Below are 26,155 nucleotides of genomic sequence, written 5' to 3' on the forward strand. Positions count from 1 at the left end.
TTGCATCGCGGCCGATAAAGGCGCTCTGTTTCTTCGGCCACGATGCAAGTTTGTTTCGTCTAGGCGGCTTTCATCGGATCGCCCTTCAGCCGGTTGAGCTCGATGCCCCTAGCCACCAGCCGGGCGACCTGAGCGTCGTCCACGTCATCGGTGGTGCGCAGGCGAATATAGGCCATGTCGCCCTTGCCGCCGCCCTTCTCCAGGCGTGCGTCGAGATCGAGCATCTCGGCGCCGCGCCAGAAACCGAAGGTCACGTAATCCTTTGCCCCCTTGAGCAGACAGACCGCGCCGCCGGCCTCATAGATGGGATGGCCCCATTTGACGGCGTCATTGAGCGCGCCTGTGGCCAGGAGGGCACCATGCAGGCGCTTCGCCACGTCGGCCGGGACACCGGAGAGGCCGGCAATGTAGTCGTTGACTGTTTTGGTCATGGTCGTCTTTCGAGCGCTCCGTTTCTGTCAGTTGCTGAAGGGAATGAGGGCGCGCAGCCGCGGATCCCGAAGCCAGAGGCCGCCCCAGGCGATCACGCCGAGATAGAAGCCGAAAAGCAGATGGGTGAAGAGCGGGCTGCCGGCCCGCAGATGCGTCGCCATCGCCCCGCCGAGATAGCCGGTGAGCAGAATGGCGCCGAGGATCGAGGTGCGCGGGATCACATAGAGCACCGTGCACAACAATGTGAGAATGCCGAGCAGCCGCGCCAGACCCTGGTCGGCGGAATAGCCGAGCGCGACCATGGTTTCGGTGACGACAGCAAGCGGCACAAGCTTGATGACGGCATCGAAAATCAGGAAGGCGACTAGCACGCCGCTGAGGAAGCGGCCGAGGATGATCGACTTTGCCGTTGGGGCGGGCATAACGAGGCTGGTGGTCACTGATTTCTCTCCTTGGATTTCGTTCTCGGTCCAAGGACGAAAGCGCATGAGGGATCCCGACAGGCACCGTCAGATTTTTCTTTCGGAGATCTCGATACCAGGCGTTTCATCGAGCTTGTCGAGCTGCATGCGGATGTAAGCGCATTCGGCCGCATTGGTCGCAAGCGCAATCGCATGGTCGAAGGCCACACGCGCCTCGCGGACCTTGCCGAGCTGCTTCAGGAGATGGCCGCTCAAACCATGGAAATAGAAATAGCCGGAGAGCTTTTCCGCCAAGGGCGCGATCATCGCCAGCGCGGCTTCCGGCCCCTGACGCTTCGAAACCGCCACTGCGCGATTGAGCGTGATCACCGGAGAGGGCTGCAGCCGCTCGAGCGCCTGGTAGAGCAGGTCGATCTGCGCCCAGTCGGTCTCATCCGCACGCTCGGCGCGGGCATGCAGCGCCGCGATCGCCGCCTGGATCTGGTAGGCGCCCGGTTGGCGGTACTGCATCGCCCTGTCGATCAACGCCAAGGCCTCGTCGATCAGCGAGCGGTCCCACAGGCTGCGGTCCTGGTCATCAAGCAGGATGACGGCGCCATCGGCGTCGAAGCGGGCGCGCGCCCGCGAATGCTGGATCATCATGAGCGCCGTCAGCCCCTTGATCTCCGGCTCGGCCGGGAAAAGCTGAAGCAGCAGGCGTCCGAGGCGGATCGCCTCCTGGCACAGGTCGGCCGAGACGCTTTCCGGGCCGTTCATCGCCGAATAACCCTCGTTGAAGACGAGGTAGATCATCGTGGCGACGGCGGCGAGCCGATCTGACCGGTCGGCCGCATCCGGGGTCTCGAAGGCAAGGCCGGCGGCCGCGACACGCGACTTGGCCCGCGTGATCCGCTGTTCCATCGCCGCCTCGCTGACGAGGAAGGCGCGGGCGATCTGCTTGACAGAAAGGCCCGAGACGATGCGCAGCGCCAGCGCGATCTGCTGCGTTGCCGGCAGCGCCGGATTGCTGCAGACGAACAGCAGGCGAAGAATGTCGTCGCGATAGTGGGAGCCGTCGAGCTGGTCGGCGAGCGCGCCCTCCTGATCCTCGAGGTCGGAAAGAATTTCCTCCGGCGGCAGCGCCGTTTCGCGGGACTGGCGGCGCACCTTGTCGATGCCGCTGTTGCGGCCGACGAAGATCAACCAGGCGGCGGGATCGCGCGGCGGGCCGCTCTTCGGCCAGGTCTTCAATGCCCGGATACAGGCCTCCTGAAACGCTTCTTCGGCGGTGTCGAGGTTGCGGAAATAGCGCAACAGCGCGCCCACGGCCTGTGGCCGGGCCGAAACGAGAGCGAGGTCTATCCAGGCTGTGTCTGTCATGAAGCAAGCTCACTGGGTTTGTAGATGGCAAGAGGACGGATTTCATAGGAGCCAGCGGCCGGATTGGCAGAACTCAGATCACGGGCGAACTCGAGCGCATCATCGAGAGACGCACAGTCGATGACATAGAAACCGAGCAGTTGCTCTTTCGTTTCGGCAAACGGGCCATCGATTACGATCGTCTCGCTGTGACTGTGCCGGAGCGTCGTCGCCGCCGTCGTCGGCATCAAGCGCGCCACCGGCCCAAGCCGGCCTGCCTCCGCATATTTGCTCTGTACGGCCAACAGATCATGCATGACTTTTTCGTCCTGCTCCTTGGTCCAGGCGTTCGTGACATCTTCTTGATTGTAGCAAAACACGGCGTAAAGCATCGGAACTCCAGCTCCTGAAACAAAGACGGTGGCGGCAAGCAATAGCCGACAACCCGGATGAAAAAAACAGGGCCGGTGGTGCTTTCGCCCTCCGGCCCGCAATGCGTGCAAATCAGAAATGCTCAAGCGTTGTCGCGGCACTCTAACTTGGTGTCGACGGCCGGTCGGGAAAAGAGGCGCAGAAGCCGCCCGTCGATCGCCGCCAGACCGGCCGCGATCAAGGTCATGCCCAGGAAGTGCTTGGGTTCCAGCGTTTCGCCGAGGAACAAAGCGCCAAGCAGGATGGCGCTGACCGGGATCAGGAAGGTCACCAGCATCAGGTTTGTGACACCGGCCGTTTCCAGGATGCGGAAGAACAGGACGTAAGCGAGCGCCGTGGAAATCAGCGCGATGCCGACGATCGCCGCCCAGACGTCGAAGCCGGGCATCGGAAGCGTCCAGGGATGATCGATCAGCAGCGACAGCGGGACCAGCATGATGCTTGCGGCCGAGACCTGACCGGTCGCCGTCACGATCGGCACCACGCCCATGCGCTTGAAGCGGCGGGCAAAGACACCCGCGAGCGCATAGGAGAGCGCTGCGCCGAGCACGGCGACCTGGGCAAGCAGGTTCGAACCGAGCCCACCGAGCGCTGCCGGGCCAATCATCATCGCAACCCCGAGGAAGCCGACGACGACGCCTGCAAACCGGTTGGCTGTCAGCTTCTCGTCATCGGTCAGGAGATGCGCGACGATCACGCCGAACAGCGGCGTGGTGGCGTTGAGGATCGAGGCAAGGCCGCTTGCGATATGCGTCTGCCCCCAGACGATCAGCGAGAAGGGGATGAGATTGTTGAGCAGCCCCATCCCGAAGAAGGCGAGCCAAACGCGCGGGTCGCGCGGCATCGACAGTCCCATCAGTCGAACGAAGGCGAGCAGCGCGAGCGCCGCGAGACTGACGCGGAGCGCCACGATCGTGACCGGAGGCAACGCCTTGACGGCGACGCCGATGAAGAAGAAGGAGCCGCCCCACAGAATGGAGAGCAGGATCAACATGCCCCATTCCCGGGCGCCCATGACCTTGACCTGCGTTGCTTGTGTCATTGCCTTAACCCTCGTTTGTTTGTCAGGCTAAACCGTGATGGCATCGACCATCTTGACTTTGTGCCATTATTCTCAGGATATTGAGCTTCGAACAAACGATCATTTCTCGCCGCATGATTGAGTTTGGCTAAACCATGTCGACATACCTTCCTTCGCTTGCCTCGCTTCGCGCCTTCGAGGCCACCGCGCGACATCTAAGCGTTACCAAGGCCGCGCAAGAACTGAAAGTGACGCCTGGCGCCGTCAGCCTGCAGGTGCGCGAACTGGAGCAGGCGTTAGCAGTGACGCTGTTTGAGCGCCGGCCGAGACAGTTGGCGCTGACGGAGGATGGCAGCACCTATTTCACAACGCTCAGGCGCGCGTTCCGAATGATGCGCGAGGCGACCGAGGAACTGACGGCGCGCAAGCGTGCGCCGGTGCTGACGGTCAGCTGCACGCCCACCTTTGCCGCGCAATGGCTGGTGCCGCGCATCGGCGCCTTCGAGTTACAGGTGCCCGGCATCGACGTGCGCATCAGCACCACCAATCGGCTGACCGACTTCAACAGCGATGGGGTCGACATCGCCATCCGTCATGGGCTTGGCCGCTATGACGGTCTTGTGAGCGAACGATTGATCGATGACGACCCGGTGCCGGTCCTTCACCCGGCACTACGCGCCAGGAACCCACTCGACATGCCGGGTGACCTTGCCGCGCATGTGCTCTTGCACGACGTCCATCGTCAGGATTGGAGGCTGTGGCTGGATGCGGCGGGCGCCGACGGGGTGGACGCCGGGCGAGGGCCGGTCTTCGTCAACAGCAACGGCGCGATCGAGGCGGCCAAGGCCGGCGACGGCGTTGCATTGGTGCGCCTGTCGCTGGTCACGCGCGAGCTTGCGGAGGGTGTGCTGGAAGCCCCCTTCCCTGAGGGCGTGATGACCGGGCTTGCCTACCATCTCGTCTACCCGCCGGCCGCACTCGACCGCCCGCCGGTCACGGCCTTTCGCGCCTGGATCATCGAACAGGCACGAGCCGAGCAGGGTGTGGGGAATGCGGCGACCAAGCGTCCGCCGCGGCCGGCACTGAAAGCGGTCCGGTAACATAAAAGAGCCCGGGCGAACCCGGGCTTTTTTTGCGGCAATGCGCCTCGACTATTCGTTGATCAGGCGCTTCAGCAGCTCGATCTCATGGCTGAGCTTGGTGTCGCCCGAGATCAACTCCTCGATCTTGCGCACGGCGTGCAGCACGGTCGTGTGGTCGCGTCCGCCGAAGCGACGGCCGATCTCCGGGAAGGAGCGCGGCGTCAGCGTCTTCGACAGATACATCGCGATCTGGCGCGGCTTGACGATGACACGGGTGCGGCGGTTGGAGACGAGCTCCTGGCGCGAGACGTTGTAGTGCTTGGCGACGACGCGCTGGATGTCCTCGATGCGCACGCGGCGGGGTTCGCCGGCGTTGACGAGGTGGCCGAGCAATTCATCGACGCGCTCGAGCGAGAGCTGCGGCTCGAATGAGCGGCGGAACAGGAGCTGGTTGAAGGCACCTTCCAGTTCGCGGCCGCTGGCGGTCACGTTGCGTGCCACATGGCTCAGGATTTCGCCGGGAATGTCGAGCGAACCGTCGTCCTGACGGGCCGTGTCGAGGCGGCGCTTCAGCATTTCCAGGCGCATGTCGTAGTCCGGGCCGTCCATCTCGATGGCGACGCCGCCCTGGAGACGCGAACGAACGCGGCTGTCGAGCGATTCCAGTTCCCACGGTGCGCGGTCGGCTGCGACGACGACCTGCTTGGCGGAATCGAGCAGCATGTTCAGCAGGTGGCAAAACTCATGCTGGATCGACTTGCCCTGCAGGAACTGCATGTCGTCGATGATCAGGAGATCGATGTTGCGCAGCGACTCCTTCAAGGACAGCGCGTCGTTGTCGCGGATCGCGGTGGCGAAACGCCACATGAAGTATTCGGCCGTCAGGTAGACGACGCGCGGCGCACGCGCGCTCTGCAGCGCCTGGATGGCGATCGCCTGCAGAAGGTGCGTCTTGCCGAGACCGACGCTCGAATGGATGAAGAGCGGGTTGAACCGCACCGCACCGGCGCCGGCTTCCGCAATCGTCCGGGCGGCGGCAAGCGCCACGCGGTTCGAGGAACCCTCGACGAAGTTTTCGAAATTGTAGCGCTGGTCGAGCGGCGAGCCGAAGAGCGGCGCCTGGGTCGGCCTCTGCATGCTTGCGACAGTCGCCGCGGCAACGGTTGCCACCGGCTGGGCTGCGGCCGGACGGCGCGCGGGCTGAGCCGGAGCTGCTTCTGCCGCCTGCGGCAGCGCTTCTTCCTGGGTGGTCGGACGGGCGCCACGGGTTGCCGTGCGCACCAGGATCTCGATCTTCATGATCTCGCCGTCTTCCTGCTGGAAGATCGAGGTGATGAGGTCAAGATAACGGTTGTTGATCCAGGACTTCAGGAACGTGGTCGGCACCGAAAGACGCACAACGCTCTTGGATACGGAATGGAGCTTCAGACGCCCAAACCAGCTTGCAAAGACATCCGGACCGACTTGAGCTTTGAGACGCGCACTTACCCGCTCGAACAGTGCGTCGTGCCTCATGTCGGTTTTTTCCCCCGCCGCCTGAGATAGATTGCTTCCGGCTTGAAATGCGTCTCCTTCTTTCTGAAGTGCGCCCGCCGTCACCAAATTCATCTGCATTTTGCCGCCTTCCAATTCATGTTCAGATGCCGTCATCGCTGCCGGCCTCATCTCTTATGTCCGTCGCCCGCGGCGCCCGTATGGGCCATGCCGCTTTCGCCGAACGTCACAGTCGCAGACGACGCCGGGCTCCTCATCTCCCGCCTCGCTGCGCGCTACGCGCACCCACCTGCCCTGCTGGGCCGGAGGATGTCCCCTCGCGCCTCTCGTCAACAATCCCTTCGACGCGCTCCCGCGCCGTACCGGATCCTCCTCCTCGTCAACAGCTCGTCGCACCCTCGTACGAAGCGATGAGCCGCGCGTTGGACCTTGGCCTCGCGTCGGGCGCCGCTTGCACCCTCCATCGAGGCCTCCTGCATCTTTCCTTTGTCGTAGCCGATCAAAGGGCAAGACAGGCAGCCGTCAAAGCGCCGCAGCGACCTCTAGGCGTCCGACCGGACGCAGGTGCTGCAGATGGCCGCCTCACAATCACAGGACGAAAGTTTCCCGTCCGGAGCGGTATGAACCATCCGGTTTTTTTCACCTTCGACTTGTCTGATTGAACGACGCGGAGCCGCCCTGATACAAAGGACAGAAACATCGAAACCATTTCTTCGAAATGGCCTCTTTTGCTTCTTTTTACAGATGTGGTCCGTGTCCCCTGTGGAGGGCATTTAGGCAGGATCGATGGGCAAGATCAATCGCGATTTTTACGCAACCTTAAGCGCTGGCCGTTGACTCTCCGGCCGCCATTTGCTTGCCGCATTCCGAGTCCGAGAAGAATCCCTGTTGAATCAAGGGTTTTGATTTTTCGCTCTTTGCTTAGCTGGCGAAAAAGAAAAAAAATAAAAATTCGCTTGACTCAGAATGGGCCGAACGGACCCCCAGTCAGAGACATCCTTTTGATAAGGACCTCTCACAAGTCATTGAAATAATTATATAAATCTTGTCATCGCACTGACATAAGCCCAAGCCGCCAGATTAACCATCGCGATGACAGAAGTATGAATCCGAAAAGCCCGGCGCAAGGGCCGGGCTCTCGATTAACAGATTTTTCTTAGCCGGATTAGGCCGAAAGCGACTTTACGCGCTGTGCAAGACGCGAAACCTTGCGCGATGCAGTGTTGGCGTGCAGGACGCCCTTGGTGGCTGCGCGCATCAGCTCGGGCTGAGCTGCCTTGAGCGCTGCGGCTGCAACTGCCTGGTCGCCGGTTGCAATCGCTTCTTCGACCTTGCGGATGAAGTTGCGAACGCGCGAACGACGGGCCTTGTTCACTGCGGTGCGGCGTGCGATCTTGCGGGTCGCCTTTTTCGCCGAAGTTGTATTGGCCATTTGTGCCTCTCTTCGAAAACTGACATGAACTCCGCCCCTCGCCGTGCCGGGTCACTGCGACCTGTCATCAAAGCAATTCGGGAGTATTTCCGGAAAGCCCAGAATGGCGTTCCAAACTGAGGGCGGCGTATAGCGGGAAACCGCCGCCCCGTCAACGCGCAATTTCCAGAATCTGCGCGCCGTGCTCTGGGCTAGCGATGTTTGAACTCCGGTTTGCGCTTGGCGACGAAGGCGGCCATGCCTTCCTTCTGGTCTTCGGTCGCAAACAGCGAGTGGAAGAGCCGACGCTCGAAACGCAGGCCTTCGGCAAGCGTCAGCTCCAGCGAGCGGCTTACGGCCTCCTTGGCCATCATCACCGCGGGCAGCGAGAAGGAGGCGATCTTCTCGGCAGCGGTGAGCACTTCCTCCATCAATTTCTCCGGCGCCACCACACGCGAAACGAGTCCCGCGCGTTCGGCCTCGGCCGCATCCATCATCCGGCCGGTCAGCACCAGGTCCATGGCCTTCGCCTTGCCGACGGCGCGCGTCAGGCGCTGGGAACCGCCCATGCCGGGAATGACGCCGAGGGTGATTTCCGGCTGGCCGAACTTCGCGGTCTCGGACGCAATGATGAAGTCGCACATCATCGCCAGCTCGCAGCCGCCGCCAAGCGCGTAGCCGGAAACGGCAGCGATCAAAGGCTTGCGAGCTGCCGCCACCTGGTCCCAGCCGCCGATGAAGTCGCCGAGATAGCTGTCGACGAAATCGAGCGTCTGCATCTCCTTGATGTCGGCACCGGCGGCAAACGCCTTCTCCGAGCCGGCGAGGACCACGGCGCCGATCTCCTTGTCGGCGTCGAAGGCCTTCAGCGCCGCGGCAAGCTCGCGCATCACGGTCGAGTTCAGCGCATTCAGCGCCTGCGGACGATTGAGCGTCACCAGGCCGACGCGGCCGCGTGTTTCGACCAGCAGCGTTTCGTAGGTCATTTCTGTTTCCTCCGGTTCATGCACCAGACCGCTCACGGACTGGCGTTCATTTCTGGCAGTGCGGGCAATAGAAGGTTGAGCGTCCCGCCTGCACGATGCGGGCGACCGTACCGTCGCAGCCGGGCGTGCGGCAAGCCTGTCCTTCGCGGTCATAGACGGAGAAAGAGTGCTGGAAGTAGCCGAGCGAGCCGTCAGCCTGGATATGGTCCTTCAGCGACGATCCGCCGGCGGCTATGGCATCGGCGATGACCTCGCGGATCGCATCCGTCAGGCGCACGAGCCCCTCCTTCGGCTTGCCGCGCTTGTCGACGAGCGCGCCTGCCGGTTTCAGCGGCGACAGGTGCGAGCGCCAGAGCGCCTCGCAGACGTAGATATTGCCGAGACCGGCGATGTTCTTCTGGTCAAGCAACGCCGCCTTCAGCGGTTGCGCCTTGCCGGAAAAGCGTGCGGCGAGATAGGCGGCATCGAGCACGTTTCCGGTCGGCTCCTCGCCGAGCGCGCGGAAATAGGCGTGGCTCGCCACCGTGTCGCGGCGAGCAAGGTCCATGAAGCCGAAGCGGCGCGGGTCGTTGTAGATCACCCGCACCGGGCCTTGCGCACCGTCGAGATGGAAGATGACGTGATCGTGCTTTTCATCCTTGCCGCGCGGATGGTGGAATTCGCCGGGCGTTGTTGCCGCTGGCCCCACCTCGATGCGGAAGGAACCGGACATGCCCAGATGGGCGATGATCACGTCACCGGCTTCCAGATCGATCATCAGATACTTGGCGCGGCGCGACAGCGAGACGATGCGCTGGCCGGCAACGGTCGAGGAGAAATTCTCCGGGAAGGGAAACCTCAGATCCGGCCGGCGCAATTCCGCATTGACGAGCAGCGCGCCTTCCATGGTCGGCGCCAGGCCGCGCTTGACGGTTTCGACCTCGGGCAACTCCGGCATGAATGCACTCCTTCGATCTCAGCCACCGGATGCGGTGGTTGGCATTTCCTTGGCGGGCTTCTTATCCTATAGGGGTGCGCTATGCCGCAGCCGCAGTCCCGCCCACGAGATAGCGTGTGACGGGCCTTTTCGCTATGGTGCCGGAAAAATTGGTTCAGGTGGAGTTCTTCGTATGACGGATCAGCGCGTATCGGCCGATGGCGGCATGGAAACATCTTTCGGTTTCCGCAACGTCGGCACGGGCGAGAAGCAGCCGCTCGTCAACGACGTCTTCCACAAGGTGGCCAAGCGTTACGACATCATGAACGACGTGATGTCGGCCGGCCTGCACCGCGCCTGGAAGGATGCGATGATCGCGGCCCTCAACCCGCCACGCCGCGAGGGCTACAGGACGCTCGACGTTGCCGGCGGCACCGGCGATATCGCCTTCCGCATCATCGAAGCCTCCGACCGCAAGGCGCATTCGACGGTGCTCGACATCAACGGCTCGATGCTGGCCGTCGGCGCCGAGCGCGCCGAGAAGAAGAAGCTCTCCGCCAATCTCGATTTCGTCGAGGCCAATGCCGAGGACCTGCCTTTCGAGGCCAATACCTTCGACGCCTATACGATTGCCTTCGGCATCCGCAACGTGCCGCGCATCGACGTGGCGCTGAGGGAGGCATACCGGGTGCTGAAGCGCGGCGGCCGGTTGCTCGTGCTGGAGTTCTCCGAAGTGGAAATGCCGCTGCTCGACCGCTTCTATGATGCCTGGTCGTTCAACGCGATCCCGAAGTTCGGCAAGCTGATCACCGGCGATGAAGCGCCCTACCAGTATCTGGTGGAATCGATCCGCAAGTTTCCGAACCAGAAGGACTTCGCGACGATGATCAAGGAAGCGGGCTTCTCGCGCGTCTCCTTCACCAATTACACCGGCGGCATCGCAGCGCTGCATTCCGGCTGGAAAATCTGATCCCGATGAGCACGCCTGGAGCATATATCCGCCTCGCGCGGATCGGCTGGGTTCTCGTGCGCGAAGGCGTCGTCTCGGCCGTCCCGACGGAGCACCTGCCACCCTTTGCCCGTTTCGCCCAGAAGGCGGCCGGACTTTTGGCGCGGCGCAGAGTGCCGGGAGAGGAGCGTAGCGACCGGCTGTCGCGCGCCGTCGCCCGGCTTGGCCCCTCCTATGTGAAGATCGGCCAGTTCCTCGCAACCCGCCCCGACGTCGTTGGCGCGGAGTTTGCCGCAGACCTGTCGCTGTTGCAGGACCGCATGGCGACCTTCCCGCAGAACGAGGCGAAGGCCGCGATCGAGGGATCACTCGGCCGGACGGTCGACGATCTCTATGCCGAGTTTTCCGAGCCGATGGCCGCGGCCTCGATCGCTCAGGTGCACCCTGCGATCGTGATGCGCGACAGCGGCCCTGAGAAGGTCGCGGTCAAGGTCATCCGTCCCGGCGTGCGGCAGCGCTTCGCCTCCGACATCGAGGCGATGTATCTCGTCAGCCATATGCAGGAGCGTTTCCTGCCCTACACCCGCCGGCTGAAGCCGGTCGAGGTGACCAAGACGCTGGAACAGACGACGAAGATCGAGATGGATCTTCGTCTGGAGGCGGCCGCCCTTTCCGAGCTTGGCGAGAACACCAAGGACGATTCCGGCTTCCGCGTGCCGAAGGTCGACTGGGAGCGGACCGGGCGCGACGTCGTCACCATGGAGTGGATCGACGGCGTCAAGATGTCGGACATCGAGGGCTTGAAGGCCGCAGGCCACGACCTCAACCTTCTAGCCGAAGTGCTGATCCAGTCCTTCCTGCGCCACACCCTGCGCGACGGCTTCTTTCATGCCGACATGCATCAGGGCAATCTCTTCGTCGACGATGCCGGCCATATCGTCGCCGTCGACATGGGCATCGTCGGCCGCCTCGGCAAGAAGGAACGCCGGTTCCTGGCCGAGATCCTCTTCGGCTTCATCACCCGCGACTACCAGCGCGTGGCCGACGTGCATTTCGAGGCGGGCTATGTGCCTTCGCACCACGATGCTGCGAGTTTCGCCCAGGCGATCCGCGCGATCGGCGAGCCGATCCACGGCCAGCCGGCCGAAACCATTTCGATGGCGAAGCTGCTGACGTTGCTCTTCGAGGTCACTGAGCTCTTCGACATGCAGACGCGCCCCGAGCTCGTCATGCTGCAGAAGACCATGGTGGTCGTCGAAGGGGTGGCTCGCACGCTCAATCCGCGCTTCAACATGTGGAAGGCCTCCGAGCCGGTCGTCGGCAAGTGGATCCGCGACAATCTCGGACCAAAGCGCATCGTCACCGATTTGCGCGACGGCCTGCATGCCGCACTCAGGCTGGCTGAAGCCGCGCCTGAGATCGCCGCCCGCACGGAGAAGTTTTCGAGCGAGATCATGGCGATGAGCGAAAACGGTCTGCGCTTCGACGCCGAGACCGCGCATGCGATCGGCAAGGCGGAAGCGAAACACACGCGCTCCGGCCGCATCGCGCTGTGGCTCATCGCCGCCACGCTTGTCTATATCGCATGGCAGGTGACCTGATCCCGCCTGCGCCGTATTCGGCGCGGCGGGCTTGTCTTTCTACCCACGCTTGCTATCCTTCCCGCATGGACAATCGCTCTATTCTCACCATGGTGCTTTGCACGCATACCCCAGGGGTGTGCGGGAGACCTGTTGCGCTGACTTAAGCGAAATGTCCCCCACCAACCCTGCCGAGGCGAGCAGGGTTGGGACCTGTTTCCTCGGAACCAAAGAGAGGAAACAATGACTGACGCAACCGACCCTTCAGATATCAACATCCGCGCGGCCCGCGTCGTCGATTTCGAAGCGATCGCGGCGCTGATGAGCCAGCCGGGCATCCGCTCGGGCACGCTGCGCCAGCCGTTCGCCACCCCGGAACAGACACGCAAGTGGTTGGAGAGCCTCTCGGACGACAGCGTCGTCATCGTCGCCGAGCGCGCCGACCGGATCCTCGGCATGGCCGGACTGCATCGCAGCAAGGGGCGCCGGCATCATTCCGCGGCCCTTGGGATCAGCGTCGACGACGACCATCGCGGCGAGGGCATCGGTAAGTCGCTGCTGACCGCTCTGATCGACGCCGCCGATAACTGGCTCGGCATCAGCCGCATCGAGCTTACGGTCTTTACCGACAACGAGCCCGCGATCGCACTCTACCGCAAGGCCGGCTTCGAGATGGAGGGTACGCACCGGGCCTATGCGCTGAGGAACGGTGTGCTGGCCGACGTGTTCGCGATGGCCCGCATTCGTGAGCCTGCGGCGCCGAAGGCCGCTTGAAGGCCGCAACGGCCGGCAACCGGCACGGACTGTGGCCGGCCGATCGCGGTTCAGCGCAACCGCCGGCAGCATCCTGTTCCATCCGGAACTGCGAATATCTCGGCTTGATGCGACTTTCGTCTCATGGATGACGAAGGCTCATCCCAACCCATCCGGAGGAGAGATCATCATGCGCAAGTTCATCGTCGCAGCCGCTGTCGCCATTACCGCTGCCATCTCCTTTGCAGCACCGTCGCAGGCCGGTGGTATTTCGATCGGCTTCGGCAACGGCTACTACGGTCATGGCTGGAGCGGCCGTGTCGGCTACGTCGGCAGCTATTATGGCGGACCCTACTACTACGAGGACGAACCCTATTGCTTCCTGAAGACGGTGAAGCGCTACGACAGCTACGGCAACCGCTACTACAAGAAAATCCGCATCTGCCGCTAAGCGACAGAATGAGGGAGGGCGCTTGAGAGCCCGGCCGCGGTGCGGCCGGGCTTTTGCATTCCGACATCCACTGACGTCAAAACGATTCCGCTGCGAGAAAATCTGGTGTAGCTCGGATGCCAAGCCATTCTGAATTCCGCAATCGAGGAGGGTCGGTCATGGATCTTGGTATCGCTGGAAAACGTGCGCTGGTGCTTGGCGGCAGCAAGGGGCTGGGGCGCGGTATTGCCGAGACTCTCGCCGGCGAAGGCGTCATCGTGGCGCTCACCGGCCGCGACGCGACATCGGCGGCCAAGGTGGCAGGCGACATCAGCCCTTCGGCGCGCGGCTACGCCCTCGACCTCTCGAAGCCCGAAAGCCTCGATGGCCTGCTGGACCAGCTCGAAGCCGATTTCGGCGCGATCGACATTCTGGTGCTGAATGGCGGCGGGCCGCCGCCCTCACCTGCCTCGGTCATCGAACCGGACTTCTGGCGGGCGCAATTCGAGACCATGGTGCTGGCCGGCATGCGCATCGCCGGCCGGCTGCTGCCCGGCATGCGGGAACGCCAGTTCGGGCGCATCATCGCCGTCGCCTCCACCAGTATCCGCGAACCGATCGTCGGGCTCACCGCGTCGAATGCGCTCAGAAGTGCGGTTGCCGGCTGGCTGAAGACGCTCGCCGGCGAGGTCGCTGCCGACGGCGTGACCGTGAACCTGCTTCTGCCCGGAAGGCTTGCCACAGACCGCACGCTCAGCTTCGACCGGATGGACGCCGAAAGCGAAGGGCTTGATATCGAGACGGTCGCAGCCCGCAGCCAACGCGACATCCCGATCGGCCGCTACGGCACGCCGGCGGAATTCGGGGCGGCCGCAGCCTTCCTCGCGGGCCGTCAGGCAAGCTACATCACCGGCGTGGCGCTGCCCATCGATGGTGGTCTCAGCCGCTCGATGCTCTGATACCGTTCTGGACATTTCCGCCGACGGATTGGGGTGAGCTACGAAGGCGAGGTCATACCTCGTCCCGACTGTCATCGCCGATGAGCGCCGAGAGGTCTTCGGCCAACCGCGTGACCAGCGCGCCGGCCTCGGGCCGGTAATAGAGGGCGATCTCCATCGTCTCGATCATCGGCAGTCCTTGCTGCGGCCCCACCGTCCGGTGCCGGTCGTGGACGACGCGGGCCGGCAGCAGGCTGATGCCCAGCCCATCGGCGACCGCCGACTGAATGCTGGCGAGGCTGGAACTGGTATAACTCACGCGCCAGCGTCGCCCTGAGGCATCCAGTGCCGCCACCATGTCGTCGCGATAGAGGCCGCGCGGCGGAAAGACGACGAGCGGCAGAGGATCGAGCGCCAGAACAGGATGGGCGGCGCTGTCGATCCAGCACAGGCTTTCCTGCCACTGTTTCACGGCATCGCCCGTGCCGCGGCGCTGCTTGACGACGACGATATCGAGCTCGCCGCGATCATAGAGCGACCGCAGCTCGCGGCTGAGCCCGCTCGTCACTTCGAGCCTGACATTCTCGTGGCGGCGGGCAAAGGCCGCGAGTGTGCTGGTCGTGCGGCCGGCTGCAAAGTCCTCGGGCAGGCCGAGGCGCAGCGTCGCGGCAACCGATGCGCCCGAGAGAAGCTGCCGCACTTCCGCGTCCAACGCCAGCATGCGCCGTGCATAGCCGATCAACTGCTCGCCCGCTTCCGTCAGGCGGACCTGGCGATGGCTGCGTTCGAGCAGCCGATGGCCGGCCTGCTCTTCCAGCCGCAGGACTTTCTGGCTGACGGTCGACTGGGTGGAATTGAGCCGGCCGGCCGCAGCGGTGAAACCGCCGCAATCGGCCACCGCCGCGAAGGCTTTCAGCAGATCCAGATCGAAAGGTTGAGCATTCATATTTCCACTTGATAGCATTCATACATTTAATTTCCAAATGAATGCGGCACTGCCTATGGTCGCACACGGGAGGGCCACGCCGGGCGCGGGAGACGTTCGGCGACGACGCGTGTCTTGCGCCCTTGAAAAGGTCACGGATCGGCTCAAGTAAGCACGAGATTGCGATGAGCAAGAGCGGCACGGATGGAGCCCTTTCGAGGTTTCCTCGTCCGCTCTTAACCGGAACCATTGCGATCGACCGACCCATTCGGCCGGCCCGCATGATCGGAAAGAACAAATGCGACCAAGACTTTTCGGCTCGCTGATCGGCGCATCCATTGCCGCCTTCAGCCTTGCACCTCAAACCGTGGGGGCCTCGATGCTTGAAAACCAGCTGATCTCCGCCGCCGAGACCGGCGATCCAGACAAGGTCAAGGCGCTGCTCAAGGAAGGCGCGAGCATCGAAGCGCGCGACGCCAGCGGTGCGACAGCGCTGCTCGCCGCCACCCATGAAAATCGCGTCGATGCGGCGCGTGCCCTGATCGAGGCCGGCGCCGACGTCAACGCCAAGGACAAGATCCAGGACAGCCCCTATCTTTATGCCGGCGCGCGTGGGCATCTCGACATCCTGAAGTTGACGCTTGCCAATGGCGCCGACCTCAAGAGCACCAACCGCTATGGCGGAACGGCGCTGATCCCGGCCGCAGAGCGCGGCCATGTCGAGACCGTCAAGACCTTGATCGAAGCCGGCATCGACGTCGATCACGTCAACCGCCTCGGCTGGACCGCGCTGCTCGAAGCCATCATCCTCGGCAGTGGCGGTGAAAAGCACATCGAGATCGTACGCCTGCTGATCAAGGCCGGCGCCGACGTGAACCTTGCCGATGGCGAGGGTGTCAGCCCGCTGACCCATGCCCGCCAGCGCGGCTATGGCAAGATCGAGAGGCTGCTGGCCGACGCCGGCGCACGCTAGAAAGAACTCTCATGACCCAGGAACAGACCTATCTGGCCGAGGCAGTAACGCTTGCCCGCCGCAACATCGAGAAAGGCGGACGCCCCTTCGGCGCCGTCGTCGTCAAGGACGGCGAGATCGTCGGTCGCGGCGTCAACGAGATGTTGTCATCCGGCGACCCTACCTCGCATGCGGAACTGAACGCGTTGCGTTCCGCCGCCCAAAACCTTCGTTCCCCGCGGCTCGAAGGCGCCGCCGTTTATGCCAGCGGCCAGCCCTGCCCGATGTGCCTGGCGGCCATGCGCATGGCCGGGATCAGCGAGATCGCCTATGCGAACTCGAATGCCGACGCCGAACCCTTTGGCCTCTCGACCGCAGCGATCTATGCGGAACTGGCAAAACCGCTCGCCGAGCAGGCCATGCGCTTCCGCCATGTGCCGGTCGACGATGCCGAAACGACACCGCTTTACGCCGCCTGGCAAGAGCGCCTGGCCAAGACTTGAGCCGTCGGGCCAACGCCCGGCCATCACGTTGCGAATAGCCCCGAGGCGGCCGACGGCCGCCTCGGGCTTTTCTGTTCATGCCGGGACCCATTGGGGAATCGACGCCCCCTTGCCGAACACACGTGCCGGCTGTAATCGCATAGGCGTTTCTTCCTTTTGCGCCGCCCCATCCCTTAAGGAGACCGGGCGGTTTCCAGCCAGCAGGTGCCCGTCATGACTGCCTATTCCGAAAAAGCCGGCCGCTTCGTCGCGCTGCTTCTCATCGCGGGCTCCGGTGTGGTGACGATCGCCAAGGGCATGAGCCTGACCTTCCTTGCAATCCGCCTCCAGCGTGACTTCGGCCTCAACCCTGCCAGCATCGGCGCGTTGATCGGCGTGGGTCCGCTGCTCGGCGCGATCGTCAGCCCCTTCGCCGGCACGCTCTCCGATCGGATTGGCCGAAAAGGCGTGTTGGCCGTCGCACTCTTCATGGCCGGACTGGCGCTGGCCGGGCTCGGACTGGCACAATCGATCGCCGCCTTCGCGCTGGCCCACATCGTTTCCGCCGTTGCCGCCGCCGTTTTTGAACCGGTCGCGCGCGCCTTGATGAGCGATGCGGCGCCTGAACATCTGCGCCTCAAGGTTTTCTCCTGGCGTTATCTCGCCATCAATGCCGGCTGGGCGATCGGGCCATTGATCGGCGTATGGGTCGGCGCTGCCTATGTGACGCTTTTCGTCATCGCGGGCGTCATCCACGCAGCCTTCGGTCTCGTACTCTTGCTCACGGTACCGGAGGCGAGCAGCAGGCAGGCTATCGAAACCGAACGAACGTCAGGGAGTGCCGGTGGCTGGCGCGGACTTGTCGCCGCCTTGCGTGACCGACGCCTGGTCTTCTTCGTCGTCGGCGGCACGCTGCTTCTCGCCGTTCACGGTCAGTGGTCCGTGACCCTGTCGCAGTATCTCAATACCGGCTTTGAGGACGGCGTCACGCTTTTTGCGCTGCTGGTTTCGACCAACGCGGTAACGGTGCTGGTCGCCAGCACGCCGGCCCGCTTCGTCATCGAACGGATCGGCGCCCTGCATGCGCTGTCGCTTGGCAGCCTGCTGTTCCTGATCGGCGAAATCGGCTTTGCCGCCTCGTCCGGAATGGAAATGCTCGTCGCCTCGATGATCCTTTTCACCATAGGCGAGGTGCTGGTCGTGCCGTCGGAATATGTGCTGGTCGATGGAATTTCCAACGCCGGCAACCGCGGCACCTATTTCGGTGCCCATTCGCTCTCGACGTTTGGAAACTTCCTCGGGCCGCTCACCGGCGGCCTTGCGCTTGGCGCCGTCGGCGGCGCCGGCATGTTCCTGCTGTTCGGGGCATTTGCGGCGGCAGGTGCGCTTCTGTTTGCGATCGGCCATTCCATACCGCCGCCGCGTCCTGAGGCTGCGCGCACCACAGCGCTCGACGATGGCGCCGCCACGGGAGACCTGCTGCGGCTGGGGCAGTTCGCTTGAGACCGGTTATCCGCCGGTCGCGGGCGACGCGTTGATCTGCTCCTGTACCCGTTCGAGTGGCCCCGGCGCCAGTGCTGCCGGCGGCTGATACGGATTGGAGAAGGCGTAGATCAGGAACAGGATGATGCCGGTATAGGCGCCGAAGAGGCAGAGCAGCAGCAGGTTCCGCCGCCTCGGCGGATAGGCATAGTAGGCGAGCGCGATGAAGATCACGCCGGAGAGTGCCGCGAACCAGAAGATGCTGTCGATCGAGTCCGCGACGTTGCTTTCCCGCTTGGTTCGGCTCTGCGAAACGTCGTGCAGCCGCTCCAGCATCTGGCTGCGCAGGCTCTCCTGACGCTTGTCGGCCGGCACGAGGTTCAGCACATGCTGGTAGGCATTGTCCCAGAACGCCCAGGCCTCATTTGAAAGACGGCCCTTGTCCGCCAATGACTGCCACTCGCCGTCGATCACCTGGGACACGTAGGCGGATATCGCCTGCTGGATCGGTGCCTTGAAGCCTTCACCGTAGCGTGCGGCATCATAGTAGATGTCGGCGATAGCGCCGGCTTCGGTCGCCATTTCGTATTTGAGCTGCTGGTACTCGACCATCTCCTGCGCGAACACGAGCGCAAGGATCAGGCCATGCAGCGCCGAGATCCGGAAGATGACCGAACTGGCCAGCTCCTTTTCATAGCCCTCGGCCTCGCCGCCCATGATCAGCCGCATCAGGAAGTACGCAGCAAGCGTCAGTGCGACCGTGCCGCACACGAAGAGAGCACCTAGCAGCATCTCGACGATCATGTCCCCTCCATAGCCCATTCTCCTGCCGCGGGCCTTCGTCAATTCTGAGCCCACGACCGGCGAAAGACAACTGCATGCCCCGGGCCAGGCCCTGGCGGCTGTCTTGCGGCGGGCCGAAACGCTATGCTTGCAGCGCCATCCACCCGTCTTGCCACCATTTCGACACTGCCAACGCCTAAGCACCGCGCCAAAACTGGAGTAAAAACAAGATCATGAGTGCGCCAAGCGAACAGACAGTCCTCAAACAATCGATCGCGGCCACCGTGGTCGTCGGGGTGACGGGCGTTATCTTCGGTCTGCTATCGGGCTCGGTTTCCATCGTGTTCGACGGCGTCTTCTCGGCCGTCGACGCCTCCATGACCCTGCTTGCGCTTGGCGTGACGCAGCTTATCCCGAAACCGAGCAAACGCTTCCAGATGGGCTTCTGGCACATCGAACCGATGGTGCTGCTCTTCAATGCCGGCCTTCTGACCCTGCTTTCCTTCTACGCGATGGTGAACGCCGTCGGCTCCATTCTGTCGGGCGGCAATCACCTCGCCTTCGACTGGGCGATCGCCTATGCCGCCGTCGTCGTGGTGATCTGCGCCTTCATGTTCTTCTATGTACGCCGGGCGAACCGGCCGATCGGCTCGGAGTTCCTGGCGCTCGACGTGCGCGCCTGGGCGATGTCCGGCGCGATTACCTCCGCCCTGCTCGTCGCCTTTGCGATCGCCGCCGCCTTGAAGGGAACGGCCTACGAATACGTCACGCCCTATGTCGACCCGGCGATCCTGATCGTGCTGACGCTCTGCCTGATCCCGCTGCCAATCCGCACGGTCTTCCAGGCGCTGAAGGAGATCTTCCTCGTCGCACCCGCCGAGCTTGACGAGCGCGTGCGGCAGGCAGCGGCGAACGCCGTCACACGCCACGGCTTTGCCGATTACCGCACCTATGTCGCCAAGGTCGGGCGCTCCAAGACGATCGAGGTCTATCTGATCGGAACGCCCGAAACCAAGGTCGGCACGCTCGCCGAACTCGACCGGATCCGCGCCGAGATCGGCGAGGAGATCGGTGATCCCGGCCATGACCGATGGCTGACGATCGCCTTTACCGGCGACGCGCGCTGGGCGGAATAGTCCCGTCAGGAAAGTTCGATCCGCCTGGTGATGTCGATCGCCTCCAGGAAGGCCCGGTCGTGGCTGACGACGAGCAGCGCGCCGTCATAGGCCCTGAGCCCCGCCTCGACCGCCTCGATGGAATCGATATCCAGATGGTTGGTCGGCTCGTCGAGGATCAGGAGCTGCGGCGGATTGCGACCACCGAGCACGCAGGCCAGACCGGCGCGCAGTATCTGTCCCCCGCTGAGGCCCGAGACCATCTGAAGCGCAGCGTCGGCCCGGAACATGAAACGCGCGAGCGCTGCCCGGCAATCGTTCTCGCTGGCATCAGGGTTGAGACCCCGAAAATTGTCGCGGATAGAGAGCGCGGGATCGAGCAGGCTTACCTTTTGGTCGAGCATGGCGTGATCGACCAGCAGGCGCACGCTGCCGGACCATGGCTGCAGATCACCCGTCAGCAGCGACAGCAGGGTCGTCTTGCCCGAACCGTTGCGGCCGGTAAGCGCAACGCGCTCCGGCCCGACGATCGAGAGCGACAGCCGGTCGACGACCGGCTTCCCCCGCTCATAGCCAACGCCGACGTTATCGACCTGCAGGACGCTGCGACCGGCAGGCAGTCCGGTCGGCGGCAGGCGAACAGTCAGCGGCTGCAGGATTTCGATGCGCTCGCGCGCTTCGACGAGATCGCCGACCGCCTGGTCCCGTCGCCGGTCCGCAAGACGGGCATTGTCGCCGCCGGTCTTTTCGCTGCGCTCCTTCCTGGCGTCGAGCAAGAGCAGCGGTTCGTCGCCCTTGGCGCGCTTGCGGCGGCCGGCGGCATCCTTGCGCGCCTTGCGTTCGACCGTCTCCTGGGTCTTGCGCTCGACCTCGGCCAGACGCCGCTCGGCATCGGCGAGATCGTGGCGAGCAGACGCCAGCTCGATCGCCTTGCGTTCACGATAGTGGCTCCAATTGCCGCCGTAGGTGGTGGCGCCGAGCGTGGTCAGTTCGACGATTGCGTCCATCTCTTCCAGGAGTTCGCGATCATGGCTGACGACGATGGCGCCGCCGCGCCAGCCCGCCATCAGCGCTGCGACGGCCGCCCGCCCCTCGCGGTCGAGATTGTTGGTGGGTTCGTCGAGCAGGATGAAGTCCGGCTCCTTGAAGACGAGCGCGGCAAGCTTCACGCGGGTCATCTGCCCGCCGGACAAGGCGGCAAGGCGCGTTTCCGCCGAAGCGTCCAGACCGACGCGCGCCAGCGCTTCCTCCATGCGGGCCTCCAGCGTCCAGTCGGCGGAAGCCAGTTCGTCCATGGTGGCGCGCCCCTCTTCTGCTTTCTGCAGAACGGCAAGCGCGTCGGTGACGCCGAAGAGATTGGCGACGGTCTCGTCGGCCGCGACCTGAACGGTCTGGCTGAGCACGCCGAGGCTGCCGACGACGCTGACCTTGCCGGCCTGCGGCGTCAGCGTTCCCTCGACCAGTCGCAGCAGGGTGGATTTTCCCACGCCATTGCGACCGACAAGGCCGGTGCGAACGGGACCAAAGCTCAGGTCGAGATCGGAAAGGAGGCTTCGGCCCTCAGGCGTGGACCACGAAATATGGGAGAGTGAAATCGAAGCAGGCATGGATACGGTTTTCCCTGATGGCAAGACGGTTCGGCTTGGCGGTCAGGGTGAAATCCATCGATGCGTGTATCCTGTTCAAATTTCTATCGCGGTCATAGATAGCATCGAATGCGCCCGTTTCAAGGCAGGCCCTTCGATACAGACCTGCGGGGGCCAGGGGATCAGGCGAGGCTGCGCTGCACCTCGTCGTCGCCGAAGACGAGCCCGGAGGCCCGCACGCTCCGGTTTCGGCCGTGGTTCTTGGAGTCGAGAAGAGCGGCATCGGCCCGGGTCAGGAGCGTGGCTACAGGCCCATCGTCCGGCGCCGAGGCAACGCCGACCGAGACCGAAACCGTGCCCAGAATCCGGCCGCGATGCGACAGCGGCGTCGTGCCGATCCGCGTCCGCAGCCGCTCGGCAAGCTCGAAGCCCGCGGCTTCGCCGGCGTCGGGCATGAGCACGGTGAACTCCTCGCCGCCGAAACGGTAGGCACTGCCGGCATCGCCGACCGTGTCGACGATGATCTGCGCGACATACTGCATGACGACGTCGCCGGCATCGTGGCCGAACTCATCGTTGAAGCGCTTGAAGTGGTCGATGTCGATCATGAGGCAGCTGAGCGGCTTGCCGGCCTGCCCGCGCGGCTGCCGGTTCAGCGCCTCATCGAGGCAGCGCCGGTTGAGCAGGCCCGTCAACGCATCGCGGACGGCGAGATTGGTAAGCTTCTCGCGCAACTGAAGATTGGCGACGGCGAGCCCGATATTTTCGGCGATCAGTTCGAGATAGAGGCGCGACGCCTCGACCGCGAACTCCTCCTCAGACCGTTCCTCGAAGTAGAGGAGCCCGATCGTGTCACCCTGGGCCGTCAGCGGCACGCAGAGGCCGATCACGCCTTCATCGTCGAGGTGCTGGCAGGCGATGTCGCTGTGGCCACGGTTGCTGACATGCGGCCGGCCGCGGCGGAGCCCCCAGCAGGCGCTGGACGGAAACGTCGGCGCCGAGTGCTGCGGATCGAGCCAGGTACCGACGCGCGACAGGAGCGTCCGGCTGTCGTTGAGCACATAGAGATGGCCGGCGAGGTTGGGAAAGACCTGCGGCGCGAAACGGGCGACGACCTCGGCCAGTTCGTCCTGGCTCTGGCAGGCCTGCAGCCGGTGCATCATCTGCAGGATGAGATCCTTGGTCTGCTGGTCCAGCCGCCGCTCCGCGTCCAGACGGTCCCGCTCCAGGCCGTTTTCGCGGAAGATATGGATCGCCTTGTTCATCTCGCCGATCTCGTCGCTGCGGCGATCGAGCGGGACTTCCACGGCGTAATCCTGCTCGGCAAGTCTTGTGACGATACCGCTCATGCGGGTAAGCGGCATGGCGACGCGGCGCTTGAGAATGAAATAGAGCACGCTCAGGAACAGGGCGGCGGTGATGCCGAGCATCGTCTTGGCGGCGGCAGCATACCAATCGCTGCGCTCCTGCGCCTCGTTGAGGGCCGCGCCGGTGCGGACGTTGGTCAGGTCCCTGAACCGCGCCACCGTTTCAAGAAGGGCGGTCTGCAGACGCTCGTGCTCGGGCCCAAAGAGCTTTTCCTGCGCGCCGGCGCGGTCACCCTTCTGATAGGCCTCGATGGCGGCAACCTCGACCTTGTCGAGCGCTTCCGCCTCGCGAACGATATCCTGCAAGGCGGCGATCTCCGCCGGCGTCGCGCCAAGATTGGTCGCGGTCTTGGTCGCCTCCTCGCGCCGGCGTTCTTCTTCCTCGGCGCGGTGGAAGGCTTCGAGATGGCGCTCGTCGCCGCGCATCACATAAAGACGTGCCTCGTCACTTCGCGTTTCAGCCCCGAGCGCAAGCTCTTCGCCGAGCGTGTCAAGCACCAGATGTTGCTCAACCGCTTGGCGTTCCTTGATCGCGCTGTCGGTCGACAGGATGAAGGCGGCACCGGAAAGCCCCGTCAGAAGGACGGTCACGCCATAGGCCCAGTTTGTGATCGCATTTATTCGCATGGAAGAAGCTTAGCCCCCGCGGATTGAGAGCGGATTAACCGCATTATCAGGCTTCGGCAACAGCCCCTGCCCCGGTTGACGCAAGCGGCGCGGCTTTTGTTCCGCCCCCTTGACCTGCCGGCCCCTCCGGACACGTTGCGCCCGGCAGATCGCTCAAGTAGGTTCGACATCAAAGGCGTCGGTGAGGCCGGTCGCCTGGACTATTCTGGTATCGCGTAGGCTCGGCAGCCCATGCCGGGCGAGAGGACGGCCGAAGGGCCGGGTGCAAATGACACTGTCGGGCAAGCGTATTCTCCTCATCATCTCCGGCGGCATCGCGGCCTATAAGAGCCTCGATCTCATCCGACGGCTGCGCGAACGCGGGGCGAGCGTGCGGCCGGTCATGACGGCGGGCGCACAGCAGTTCGTGACGCCGCTTGCCGTCGGCGCGCTTTCGGCCTCGCATGTCTATCTCGACCTGTTTTCGCGCGAGGACGAGCAGGACGTCGGCCATATTCGGCTGGCGCGCGAATGCGATCTGATCGTCGTGGCACCCGCGACCGCCGACCTGATGGCGAAGATGGCGAACGGCCATGCGGACGATCTCGCCTCGACCATTCTGTTGGCAACGGACCGCCCTGTCCTGGTTGCGCCGGCGATGAACCCGAAAATGTGGGCGCATCCGGCGACGCGCCGCAACCGGGCGACGCTTGCCAGGGACGGCCTCCGCTTCATCGGCCCGGAAGCGGGCGAAATGGCCGAAAGCGGCGAGGCCGGCGAAGGCCGCATGAGTGAGCCGCTGGCAATCGTCGCGGCCGTTGAAGACCTGCTCTTAGGCGCGCCAAAACCGCTTGCCGGGCGCAGCGTCGTCGTCACCTCAGGGCCGACGCATGAGCCGATCGACCCGGTGCGCTACATTGCCAATCGCTCCTCGGGCAAGCAGGGCCATGCGATCGCCGCGGCGCTAGCAAAGCTCGGCGCCGACGTCACGCTGGTCTCCGGCCCCGTAACGATCCCGGATCCGGTTGGTGTGAAAGTCGTGCATGTGGAGCGGGCCGAAGAGATGCGCGATGCGGTGCTTGCTGCCCTTCCCGCCGATGTCGCCGTCATGGTCGCCGCCGTTGCCGACTGGCGGGTGGCGACGGCCGCCGGCAACAAGATCAAGAAGAAGCCGGGCGAGGCGCCGCCGCCGCTGCAGCTTGCTGAAAACCCCGATATCCTGAAGACGGTCGGCCACCATGCGAAACGGCCAAAGCTCGTCATCGGCTTTGCCGCCGAGACCGAAAACGTCGCCGACAACGGCCGCGCCAAGCTCGAGCGAAAGGGCGCCGACTTCATCCTCGCCAACGACGTCTCGCCGGCAACCGGCATCATGGGCGGCGACCGCAATAAGGTGAAGCTGATCTCACATGCCGGCAATGACGACTGGCCGGAGATGGACAAGGACGCGGTGGCGGAGAAGCTGGCGGCGATGATTGCCGAGCAGCTGGCGCGCTAAACAATCGATCTCATGGCAAATGCCCCTCACCCGAGCCCTCTCCCCGCAAGCGGGGCGAGGGGACGCGGCACACGCGATATCGCGTCCCGTTGGCTGCGGGCTTAGCTTCTCCCGTCTAACCTCGCAATACGAGCGGTCGAACGTAGAATCACGCGTTAGGACAGCAACGTTCCGGCCGCCAGCTCATTGGCGTGAACGATGATAATCGGTCGCTTTCTCGAAGAGCCAGTCGTGGACGAGCGAGCGCCACCCGTCCCTTCTCCCCGCCTGCGGGGAAAAGGTGGCGGCAGCCGGATAAGGGGTGCGTCGTCCTCGTCGAATCCGAAAGCGCCACCGGCTCAGGCCATCTGGCGAGATCTGACCGGCGTGCCCTTGGTCGAAAACAGACGAACATCGACTCCGTTTTCGCCGACGATGACCGCGGTGCCGTCGGGGATTTCGACCCAGGCGCTGTCGTCGTCGTTGAGCGGCTCGGAGACGAGGCAATAGCCACCGCTCGGGCCCATCGGTGCGGCATAGAGCGTCGGCGCCTTCCAGTCGGAGGCGTAGCGCACAGCGTAGAGATCCTGGCCGTCGGAGAAAGCTGCGGTGAAGCGCACCAGCACCTGGCGCTCCAGATGCTCGGCAAGCTGTTCGATAAAGGCGAGCGCCTCGGCGATGGCACCGAGCGGATCGCGGTCGAGCCCGAACTGCATGGCGAGAAGAAACAGGAGCTCCGAATCCGTCGTGCCGGTGCGCGCCGAATAGAGGTCATTGTCGAGCATGCTCTCCATCGGACGGCGCAGATGCTCGAAGTCGCCGATCTGGCCGTTGTGCATGAAGGACCAGCGGCCGAAGACGAAGGGATGACAGTTGTCGCGCCTGGTTCCGCCGCCGGTCGCGGCGCGCACATGGGCGAGGAAGAGCGGCGAGCGGATCTGCCGTGCGATGCTCTTCAAGTTGCAGTCGGACCAGGCCGGCAGGATATCGCGGTAGCGCCCCGGCTCGGGATGGTCGCCGTACCAGGCGATGCCGAAGCCGTCGCCATTGGTGGCGGTTTTGGCCCGTGTCGCGCAATGGGACTGTTCGATCAGCGAGTGCGCCGGAGAGGTCACCAGTTCCTCGAGATACAGCGGCTCCCCGCGATAGGCTGCCCAGCGGCACATGCTGATTTCACTCCAGCTCCGCTCCGTTCA

At 63.9% G+C, this 26,155-nt stretch carries 25 protein-coding genes; 11 read left to right on the forward strand and 14 right to left on the reverse strand.

The window, feature by feature from the left end:
* Positions 1–59: 59 nt before the first annotated feature.
* The 5 genes from OVA00_RS17475 to OVA00_RS17495 form a co-directional block, all read right to left on the reverse strand.
* Positions 60–431 (reverse strand): DUF1801 domain-containing protein, encoded by a 372-nt coding sequence (locus OVA00_RS17475; protein ID WP_060519741.1) that lies wholly within the window; start codon positions 429–431, stop codon positions 60–62.
* Between the two features lie 27 nt (positions 432–458).
* A complete protein-coding gene (locus OVA00_RS17480; RefSeq protein WP_034797480.1) occupies positions 459–854 on the reverse strand; it encodes a DoxX family protein in 396 nt (131 codons plus the stop codon).
* A gap of 87 nt (positions 855–941) precedes the next feature.
* Positions 942–2,213 carry an RNA polymerase sigma factor gene (locus OVA00_RS17485; protein ID WP_060608319.1) on the reverse strand — a complete coding sequence of 424 codons (1,272 nt, stop codon included), beginning with the start codon at positions 2,211–2,213 and terminating at the stop codon, positions 942–944.
* The gene (locus OVA00_RS17490; RefSeq protein ID WP_034797485.1) at positions 2,210–2,584 is read right to left on the reverse strand and encodes a YciI family protein; all 375 of its coding nucleotides are present in this window, start codon (positions 2,582–2,584) and stop codon (positions 2,210–2,212) included. Before OVA00_RS17490 ends, OVA00_RS17485 begins: the two co-directional genes overlap by 4 nt.
* A gap of 122 nt (positions 2,585–2,706) precedes the next feature.
* On the reverse strand, positions 2,707–3,666 hold the full coding sequence (locus tag OVA00_RS17495) for a DMT family transporter (protein WP_268089379.1): 960 nt from the start codon (positions 3,664–3,666) through the stop codon (positions 2,707–2,709).
* A gap of 134 nt (positions 3,667–3,800) precedes the next feature.
* On the opposite strand from OVA00_RS17495, the gene gcvA reads away from it, so the two are divergent.
* Entirely contained in the window at positions 3,801–4,745 is a 945-nt protein-coding gene (gene gcvA, locus OVA00_RS17500; RefSeq protein WP_268089380.1) for a transcriptional regulator GcvA, read from the forward strand.
* 51 nt (positions 4,746–4,796) lie between these two features.
* Here gcvA and dnaA read toward each other — a convergent pair whose 3' ends face one another.
* The 4 genes from dnaA to mutM form a co-directional block, all read right to left on the reverse strand.
* Positions 4,797–6,242 carry a chromosomal replication initiator protein DnaA gene (dnaA, locus tag OVA00_RS17505; RefSeq protein ID WP_060519887.1) on the reverse strand — a complete coding sequence of 482 codons (1,446 nt, stop codon included), beginning with the start codon at positions 6,240–6,242 and terminating at the stop codon, positions 4,797–4,799.
* A 1,144-nt stretch (positions 6,243–7,386) separates the two neighbouring features.
* Positions 7,387–7,653: a 30S ribosomal protein S20 gene (rpsT, locus tag OVA00_RS17510; RefSeq protein ID WP_034797494.1), complete on the reverse strand. Its 267-nt coding sequence runs from the start codon at positions 7,651–7,653 to the stop codon at positions 7,387–7,389.
* Positions 7,654–7,844: 191 nt separating this feature from the next.
* Entirely contained in the window at positions 7,845–8,618 is a 774-nt protein-coding gene (locus tag OVA00_RS17515; RefSeq protein WP_060519737.1) for an enoyl-CoA hydratase, read from the reverse strand.
* A gap of 46 nt (positions 8,619–8,664) precedes the next feature.
* Entirely contained in the window at positions 8,665–9,555 is an 891-nt protein-coding gene (gene mutM / locus OVA00_RS17520; protein ID WP_034797500.1) for a bifunctional DNA-formamidopyrimidine glycosylase/DNA-(apurinic or apyrimidinic site) lyase, read from the reverse strand.
* A gap of 172 nt (positions 9,556–9,727) precedes the next feature.
* Here mutM and ubiE point away from each other — a divergent pair, with 172 nt between their 5' ends.
* From ubiE to OVA00_RS17545, 5 genes are all read left to right on the forward strand, one after another.
* Positions 9,728–10,504 carry a bifunctional demethylmenaquinone methyltransferase/2-methoxy-6-polyprenyl-1,4-benzoquinol methylase UbiE gene (gene ubiE / locus OVA00_RS17525; protein ID WP_060580649.1) on the forward strand — a complete coding sequence of 259 codons (777 nt, stop codon included), beginning with the start codon at positions 9,728–9,730 and terminating at the stop codon, positions 10,502–10,504.
* A 5-nt stretch (positions 10,505–10,509) separates the two neighbouring features.
* On the forward strand, positions 10,510–12,084 hold the full coding sequence (ubiB, locus tag OVA00_RS17530) for a 2-polyprenylphenol 6-hydroxylase (RefSeq protein ID WP_060608328.1): 1,575 nt from the start codon (positions 10,510–10,512) through the stop codon (positions 12,082–12,084).
* Positions 12,085–12,306: 222 nt separating this feature from the next.
* Positions 12,307–12,837, forward strand: a complete 531-nt coding sequence (locus OVA00_RS17535; protein ID WP_060519729.1) for a GNAT family N-acetyltransferase — start codon at positions 12,307–12,309, stop codon at positions 12,835–12,837.
* A gap of 169 nt (positions 12,838–13,006) precedes the next feature.
* Entirely contained in the window at positions 13,007–13,267 is a 261-nt protein-coding gene (locus OVA00_RS17540; protein WP_034797516.1) for a hypothetical protein, read from the forward strand.
* Between the two features lie 158 nt (positions 13,268–13,425).
* On the forward strand, positions 13,426–14,205 hold the full coding sequence (locus tag OVA00_RS17545) for an SDR family oxidoreductase (RefSeq protein WP_090300971.1): 780 nt from the start codon (positions 13,426–13,428) through the stop codon (positions 14,203–14,205).
* A 52-nt stretch (positions 14,206–14,257) separates the two neighbouring features.
* On the opposite strand, the gene OVA00_RS17550 is transcribed toward OVA00_RS17545, so the two are convergent.
* Positions 14,258–15,130, reverse strand: a complete 873-nt coding sequence (locus OVA00_RS17550; protein ID WP_060608333.1) for a LysR family transcriptional regulator — start codon at positions 15,128–15,130, stop codon at positions 14,258–14,260.
* Between the two features lie 358 nt (positions 15,131–15,488).
* Here OVA00_RS17550 and OVA00_RS17555 point away from each other — a divergent pair, with 358 nt between their 5' ends.
* The 3 genes from OVA00_RS17555 to OVA00_RS17565 all read left to right on the forward strand — a co-directional run bounded on the left by OVA00_RS17555 (position 15,489) and on the right by OVA00_RS17565 (position 18,046).
* Complete coding sequence (locus tag OVA00_RS17555) at positions 15,489–16,082, forward strand: ankyrin repeat domain-containing protein (RefSeq protein ID WP_034797632.1); 594 nt, start codon at positions 15,489–15,491, stop codon at positions 16,080–16,082.
* Between the two features lie 11 nt (positions 16,083–16,093).
* The gene (locus OVA00_RS17560) at positions 16,094–16,564 is read left to right on the forward strand and encodes a nucleoside deaminase (RefSeq protein ID WP_112770632.1); all 471 of its coding nucleotides are present in this window, start codon (positions 16,094–16,096) and stop codon (positions 16,562–16,564) included.
* Between the two features lie 213 nt (positions 16,565–16,777).
* Positions 16,778–18,046: an MFS transporter gene (locus tag OVA00_RS17565; RefSeq protein ID WP_268089381.1), complete on the forward strand. Its 1,269-nt coding sequence runs from the start codon at positions 16,778–16,780 to the stop codon at positions 18,044–18,046.
* A gap of 6 nt (positions 18,047–18,052) precedes the next feature.
* Here the strand turns inward: OVA00_RS17565 and OVA00_RS17570 are convergent, their stop codons facing one another.
* The gene (locus OVA00_RS17570) at positions 18,053–18,829 is read right to left on the reverse strand and encodes a bestrophin-like domain (protein WP_268089382.1); all 777 of its coding nucleotides are present in this window, start codon (positions 18,827–18,829) and stop codon (positions 18,053–18,055) included.
* Between the two features lie 212 nt (positions 18,830–19,041).
* On the opposite strand from OVA00_RS17570, the gene OVA00_RS17575 reads away from it, so the two are divergent.
* Positions 19,042–19,944 carry a cation diffusion facilitator family transporter gene (locus tag OVA00_RS17575; protein WP_034797525.1) on the forward strand — a complete coding sequence of 301 codons (903 nt, stop codon included), beginning with the start codon at positions 19,042–19,044 and terminating at the stop codon, positions 19,942–19,944.
* A 5-nt stretch (positions 19,945–19,949) separates the two neighbouring features.
* On the opposite strand, the gene OVA00_RS17580 is transcribed toward OVA00_RS17575, so the two are convergent.
* Entirely contained in the window at positions 19,950–21,530 is a 1,581-nt protein-coding gene (locus OVA00_RS17580) for an ABC-F family ATP-binding cassette domain-containing protein (protein ID WP_268089383.1), read from the reverse strand.
* Between the two features lie 161 nt (positions 21,531–21,691).
* On the reverse strand, positions 21,692–23,503 hold the full coding sequence (locus OVA00_RS17585; protein ID WP_268089384.1) for a sensor domain-containing diguanylate cyclase: 1,812 nt from the start codon (positions 23,501–23,503) through the stop codon (positions 21,692–21,694).
* Positions 23,504–23,771: 268 nt separating this feature from the next.
* On the opposite strand from OVA00_RS17585, the gene coaBC reads away from it, so the two are divergent.
* Positions 23,772–24,980, forward strand: coding sequence for a bifunctional phosphopantothenoylcysteine decarboxylase/phosphopantothenate--cysteine ligase CoaBC (gene coaBC / locus OVA00_RS17590; RefSeq protein ID WP_060580642.1), 1,209 nt, complete (start codon positions 23,772–23,774; stop codon positions 24,978–24,980).
* A gap of 338 nt (positions 24,981–25,318) precedes the next feature.
* Here the strand turns inward: coaBC and OVA00_RS17595 are convergent, their stop codons facing one another.
* Positions 25,319–26,125 (reverse strand): class II glutamine amidotransferase, encoded by an 807-nt coding sequence (locus tag OVA00_RS17595; RefSeq protein WP_034797533.1) that lies wholly within the window; start codon positions 26,123–26,125, stop codon positions 25,319–25,321.
* Positions 26,126–26,155 lie beyond the last annotated feature (30 nt).

Origin of the sequence: Ensifer sp. SL37, assembly GCF_026672675.1 — a bacterium.
Lineage (GTDB): Bacteria > Pseudomonadota > Alphaproteobacteria > Rhizobiales > Rhizobiaceae > Ensifer > Ensifer adhaerens.

Excerpts from the sequence above, each read along its gene's own strand:
- OVA00_RS17475 (WP_060519741.1), bottom strand. The coding sequence starts at position 431 with ATGACCAAAACAGTCAACGACTACATTGCCGGCCTCTCCGGTGTCCCG.
- OVA00_RS17480 (WP_034797480.1), bottom strand. The coding sequence starts at position 854 with ATGCCCGCCCCAACGGCAAAGTCGATCATCCTCGGCCGCTTCCTCAGC.
- OVA00_RS17485 (WP_060608319.1), bottom strand. The coding sequence starts at position 2,213 with ATGACAGACACAGCCTGGATAGACCTCGCTCTCGTTTCGGCCCGGCCA.
- OVA00_RS17490 (WP_034797485.1), bottom strand. The coding sequence starts at position 2,584 with ATGCTTTACGCCGTGTTTTGCTACAATCAAGAAGATGTCACGAACGCC.
- OVA00_RS17495 (WP_268089379.1), bottom strand. The coding sequence starts at position 3,666 with ATGACACAAGCAACGCAGGTCAAGGTCATGGGCGCCCGGGAATGGGGC.
- gcvA (WP_268089380.1), top strand. The coding sequence starts at position 3,801 with ATGTCGACATACCTTCCTTCGCTTGCCTCGCTTCGCGCCTTCGAGGCC.
- dnaA (WP_060519887.1), bottom strand. The coding sequence starts at position 6,242 with ATGAGGCACGACGCACTGTTCGAGCGGGTAAGTGCGCGTCTCAAAGCT.
- rpsT (WP_034797494.1), bottom strand. The coding sequence starts at position 7,653 with ATGGCCAATACAACTTCGGCGAAAAAGGCGACCCGCAAGATCGCACGC.
- OVA00_RS17515 (WP_060519737.1), bottom strand. The coding sequence starts at position 8,618 with ATGACCTACGAAACGCTGCTGGTCGAAACACGCGGCCGCGTCGGCCTG.
- mutM (WP_034797500.1), bottom strand. The coding sequence starts at position 9,555 with ATGCCGGAGTTGCCCGAGGTCGAAACCGTCAAGCGCGGCCTGGCGCCG.
- ubiE (WP_060580649.1), top strand. The coding sequence starts at position 9,728 with ATGACGGATCAGCGCGTATCGGCCGATGGCGGCATGGAAACATCTTTC.
- ubiB (WP_060608328.1), top strand. The coding sequence starts at position 10,510 with ATGAGCACGCCTGGAGCATATATCCGCCTCGCGCGGATCGGCTGGGTT.
- OVA00_RS17535 (WP_060519729.1), top strand. The coding sequence starts at position 12,307 with ATGACTGACGCAACCGACCCTTCAGATATCAACATCCGCGCGGCCCGC.
- OVA00_RS17540 (WP_034797516.1), top strand. The coding sequence starts at position 13,007 with ATGCGCAAGTTCATCGTCGCAGCCGCTGTCGCCATTACCGCTGCCATC.
- OVA00_RS17545 (WP_090300971.1), top strand. The coding sequence starts at position 13,426 with ATGGATCTTGGTATCGCTGGAAAACGTGCGCTGGTGCTTGGCGGCAGC.
- OVA00_RS17550 (WP_060608333.1), bottom strand. The coding sequence starts at position 15,130 with ATGAATGCTCAACCTTTCGATCTGGATCTGCTGAAAGCCTTCGCGGCG.
- OVA00_RS17555 (WP_034797632.1), top strand. The coding sequence starts at position 15,489 with ATGCTTGAAAACCAGCTGATCTCCGCCGCCGAGACCGGCGATCCAGAC.
- OVA00_RS17560 (WP_112770632.1), top strand. The coding sequence starts at position 16,094 with ATGACCCAGGAACAGACCTATCTGGCCGAGGCAGTAACGCTTGCCCGC.
- OVA00_RS17565 (WP_268089381.1), top strand. The coding sequence starts at position 16,778 with ATGACTGCCTATTCCGAAAAAGCCGGCCGCTTCGTCGCGCTGCTTCTC.
- OVA00_RS17570 (WP_268089382.1), bottom strand. The coding sequence starts at position 18,829 with ATGATCGTCGAGATGCTGCTAGGTGCTCTCTTCGTGTGCGGCACGGTC.
- OVA00_RS17575 (WP_034797525.1), top strand. The coding sequence starts at position 19,042 with ATGAGTGCGCCAAGCGAACAGACAGTCCTCAAACAATCGATCGCGGCC.
- OVA00_RS17580 (WP_268089383.1), bottom strand. The coding sequence starts at position 21,530 with ATGCCTGCTTCGATTTCACTCTCCCATATTTCGTGGTCCACGCCTGAG.
- OVA00_RS17585 (WP_268089384.1), bottom strand. The coding sequence starts at position 23,503 with ATGCGAATAAATGCGATCACAAACTGGGCCTATGGCGTGACCGTCCTT.
- coaBC (WP_060580642.1), top strand. The coding sequence starts at position 23,772 with ATGACACTGTCGGGCAAGCGTATTCTCCTCATCATCTCCGGCGGCATC.
- OVA00_RS17595 (WP_034797533.1), bottom strand. The coding sequence starts at position 26,125 with ATGTGCCGCTGGGCAGCCTATCGCGGGGAGCCGCTGTATCTCGAGGAA.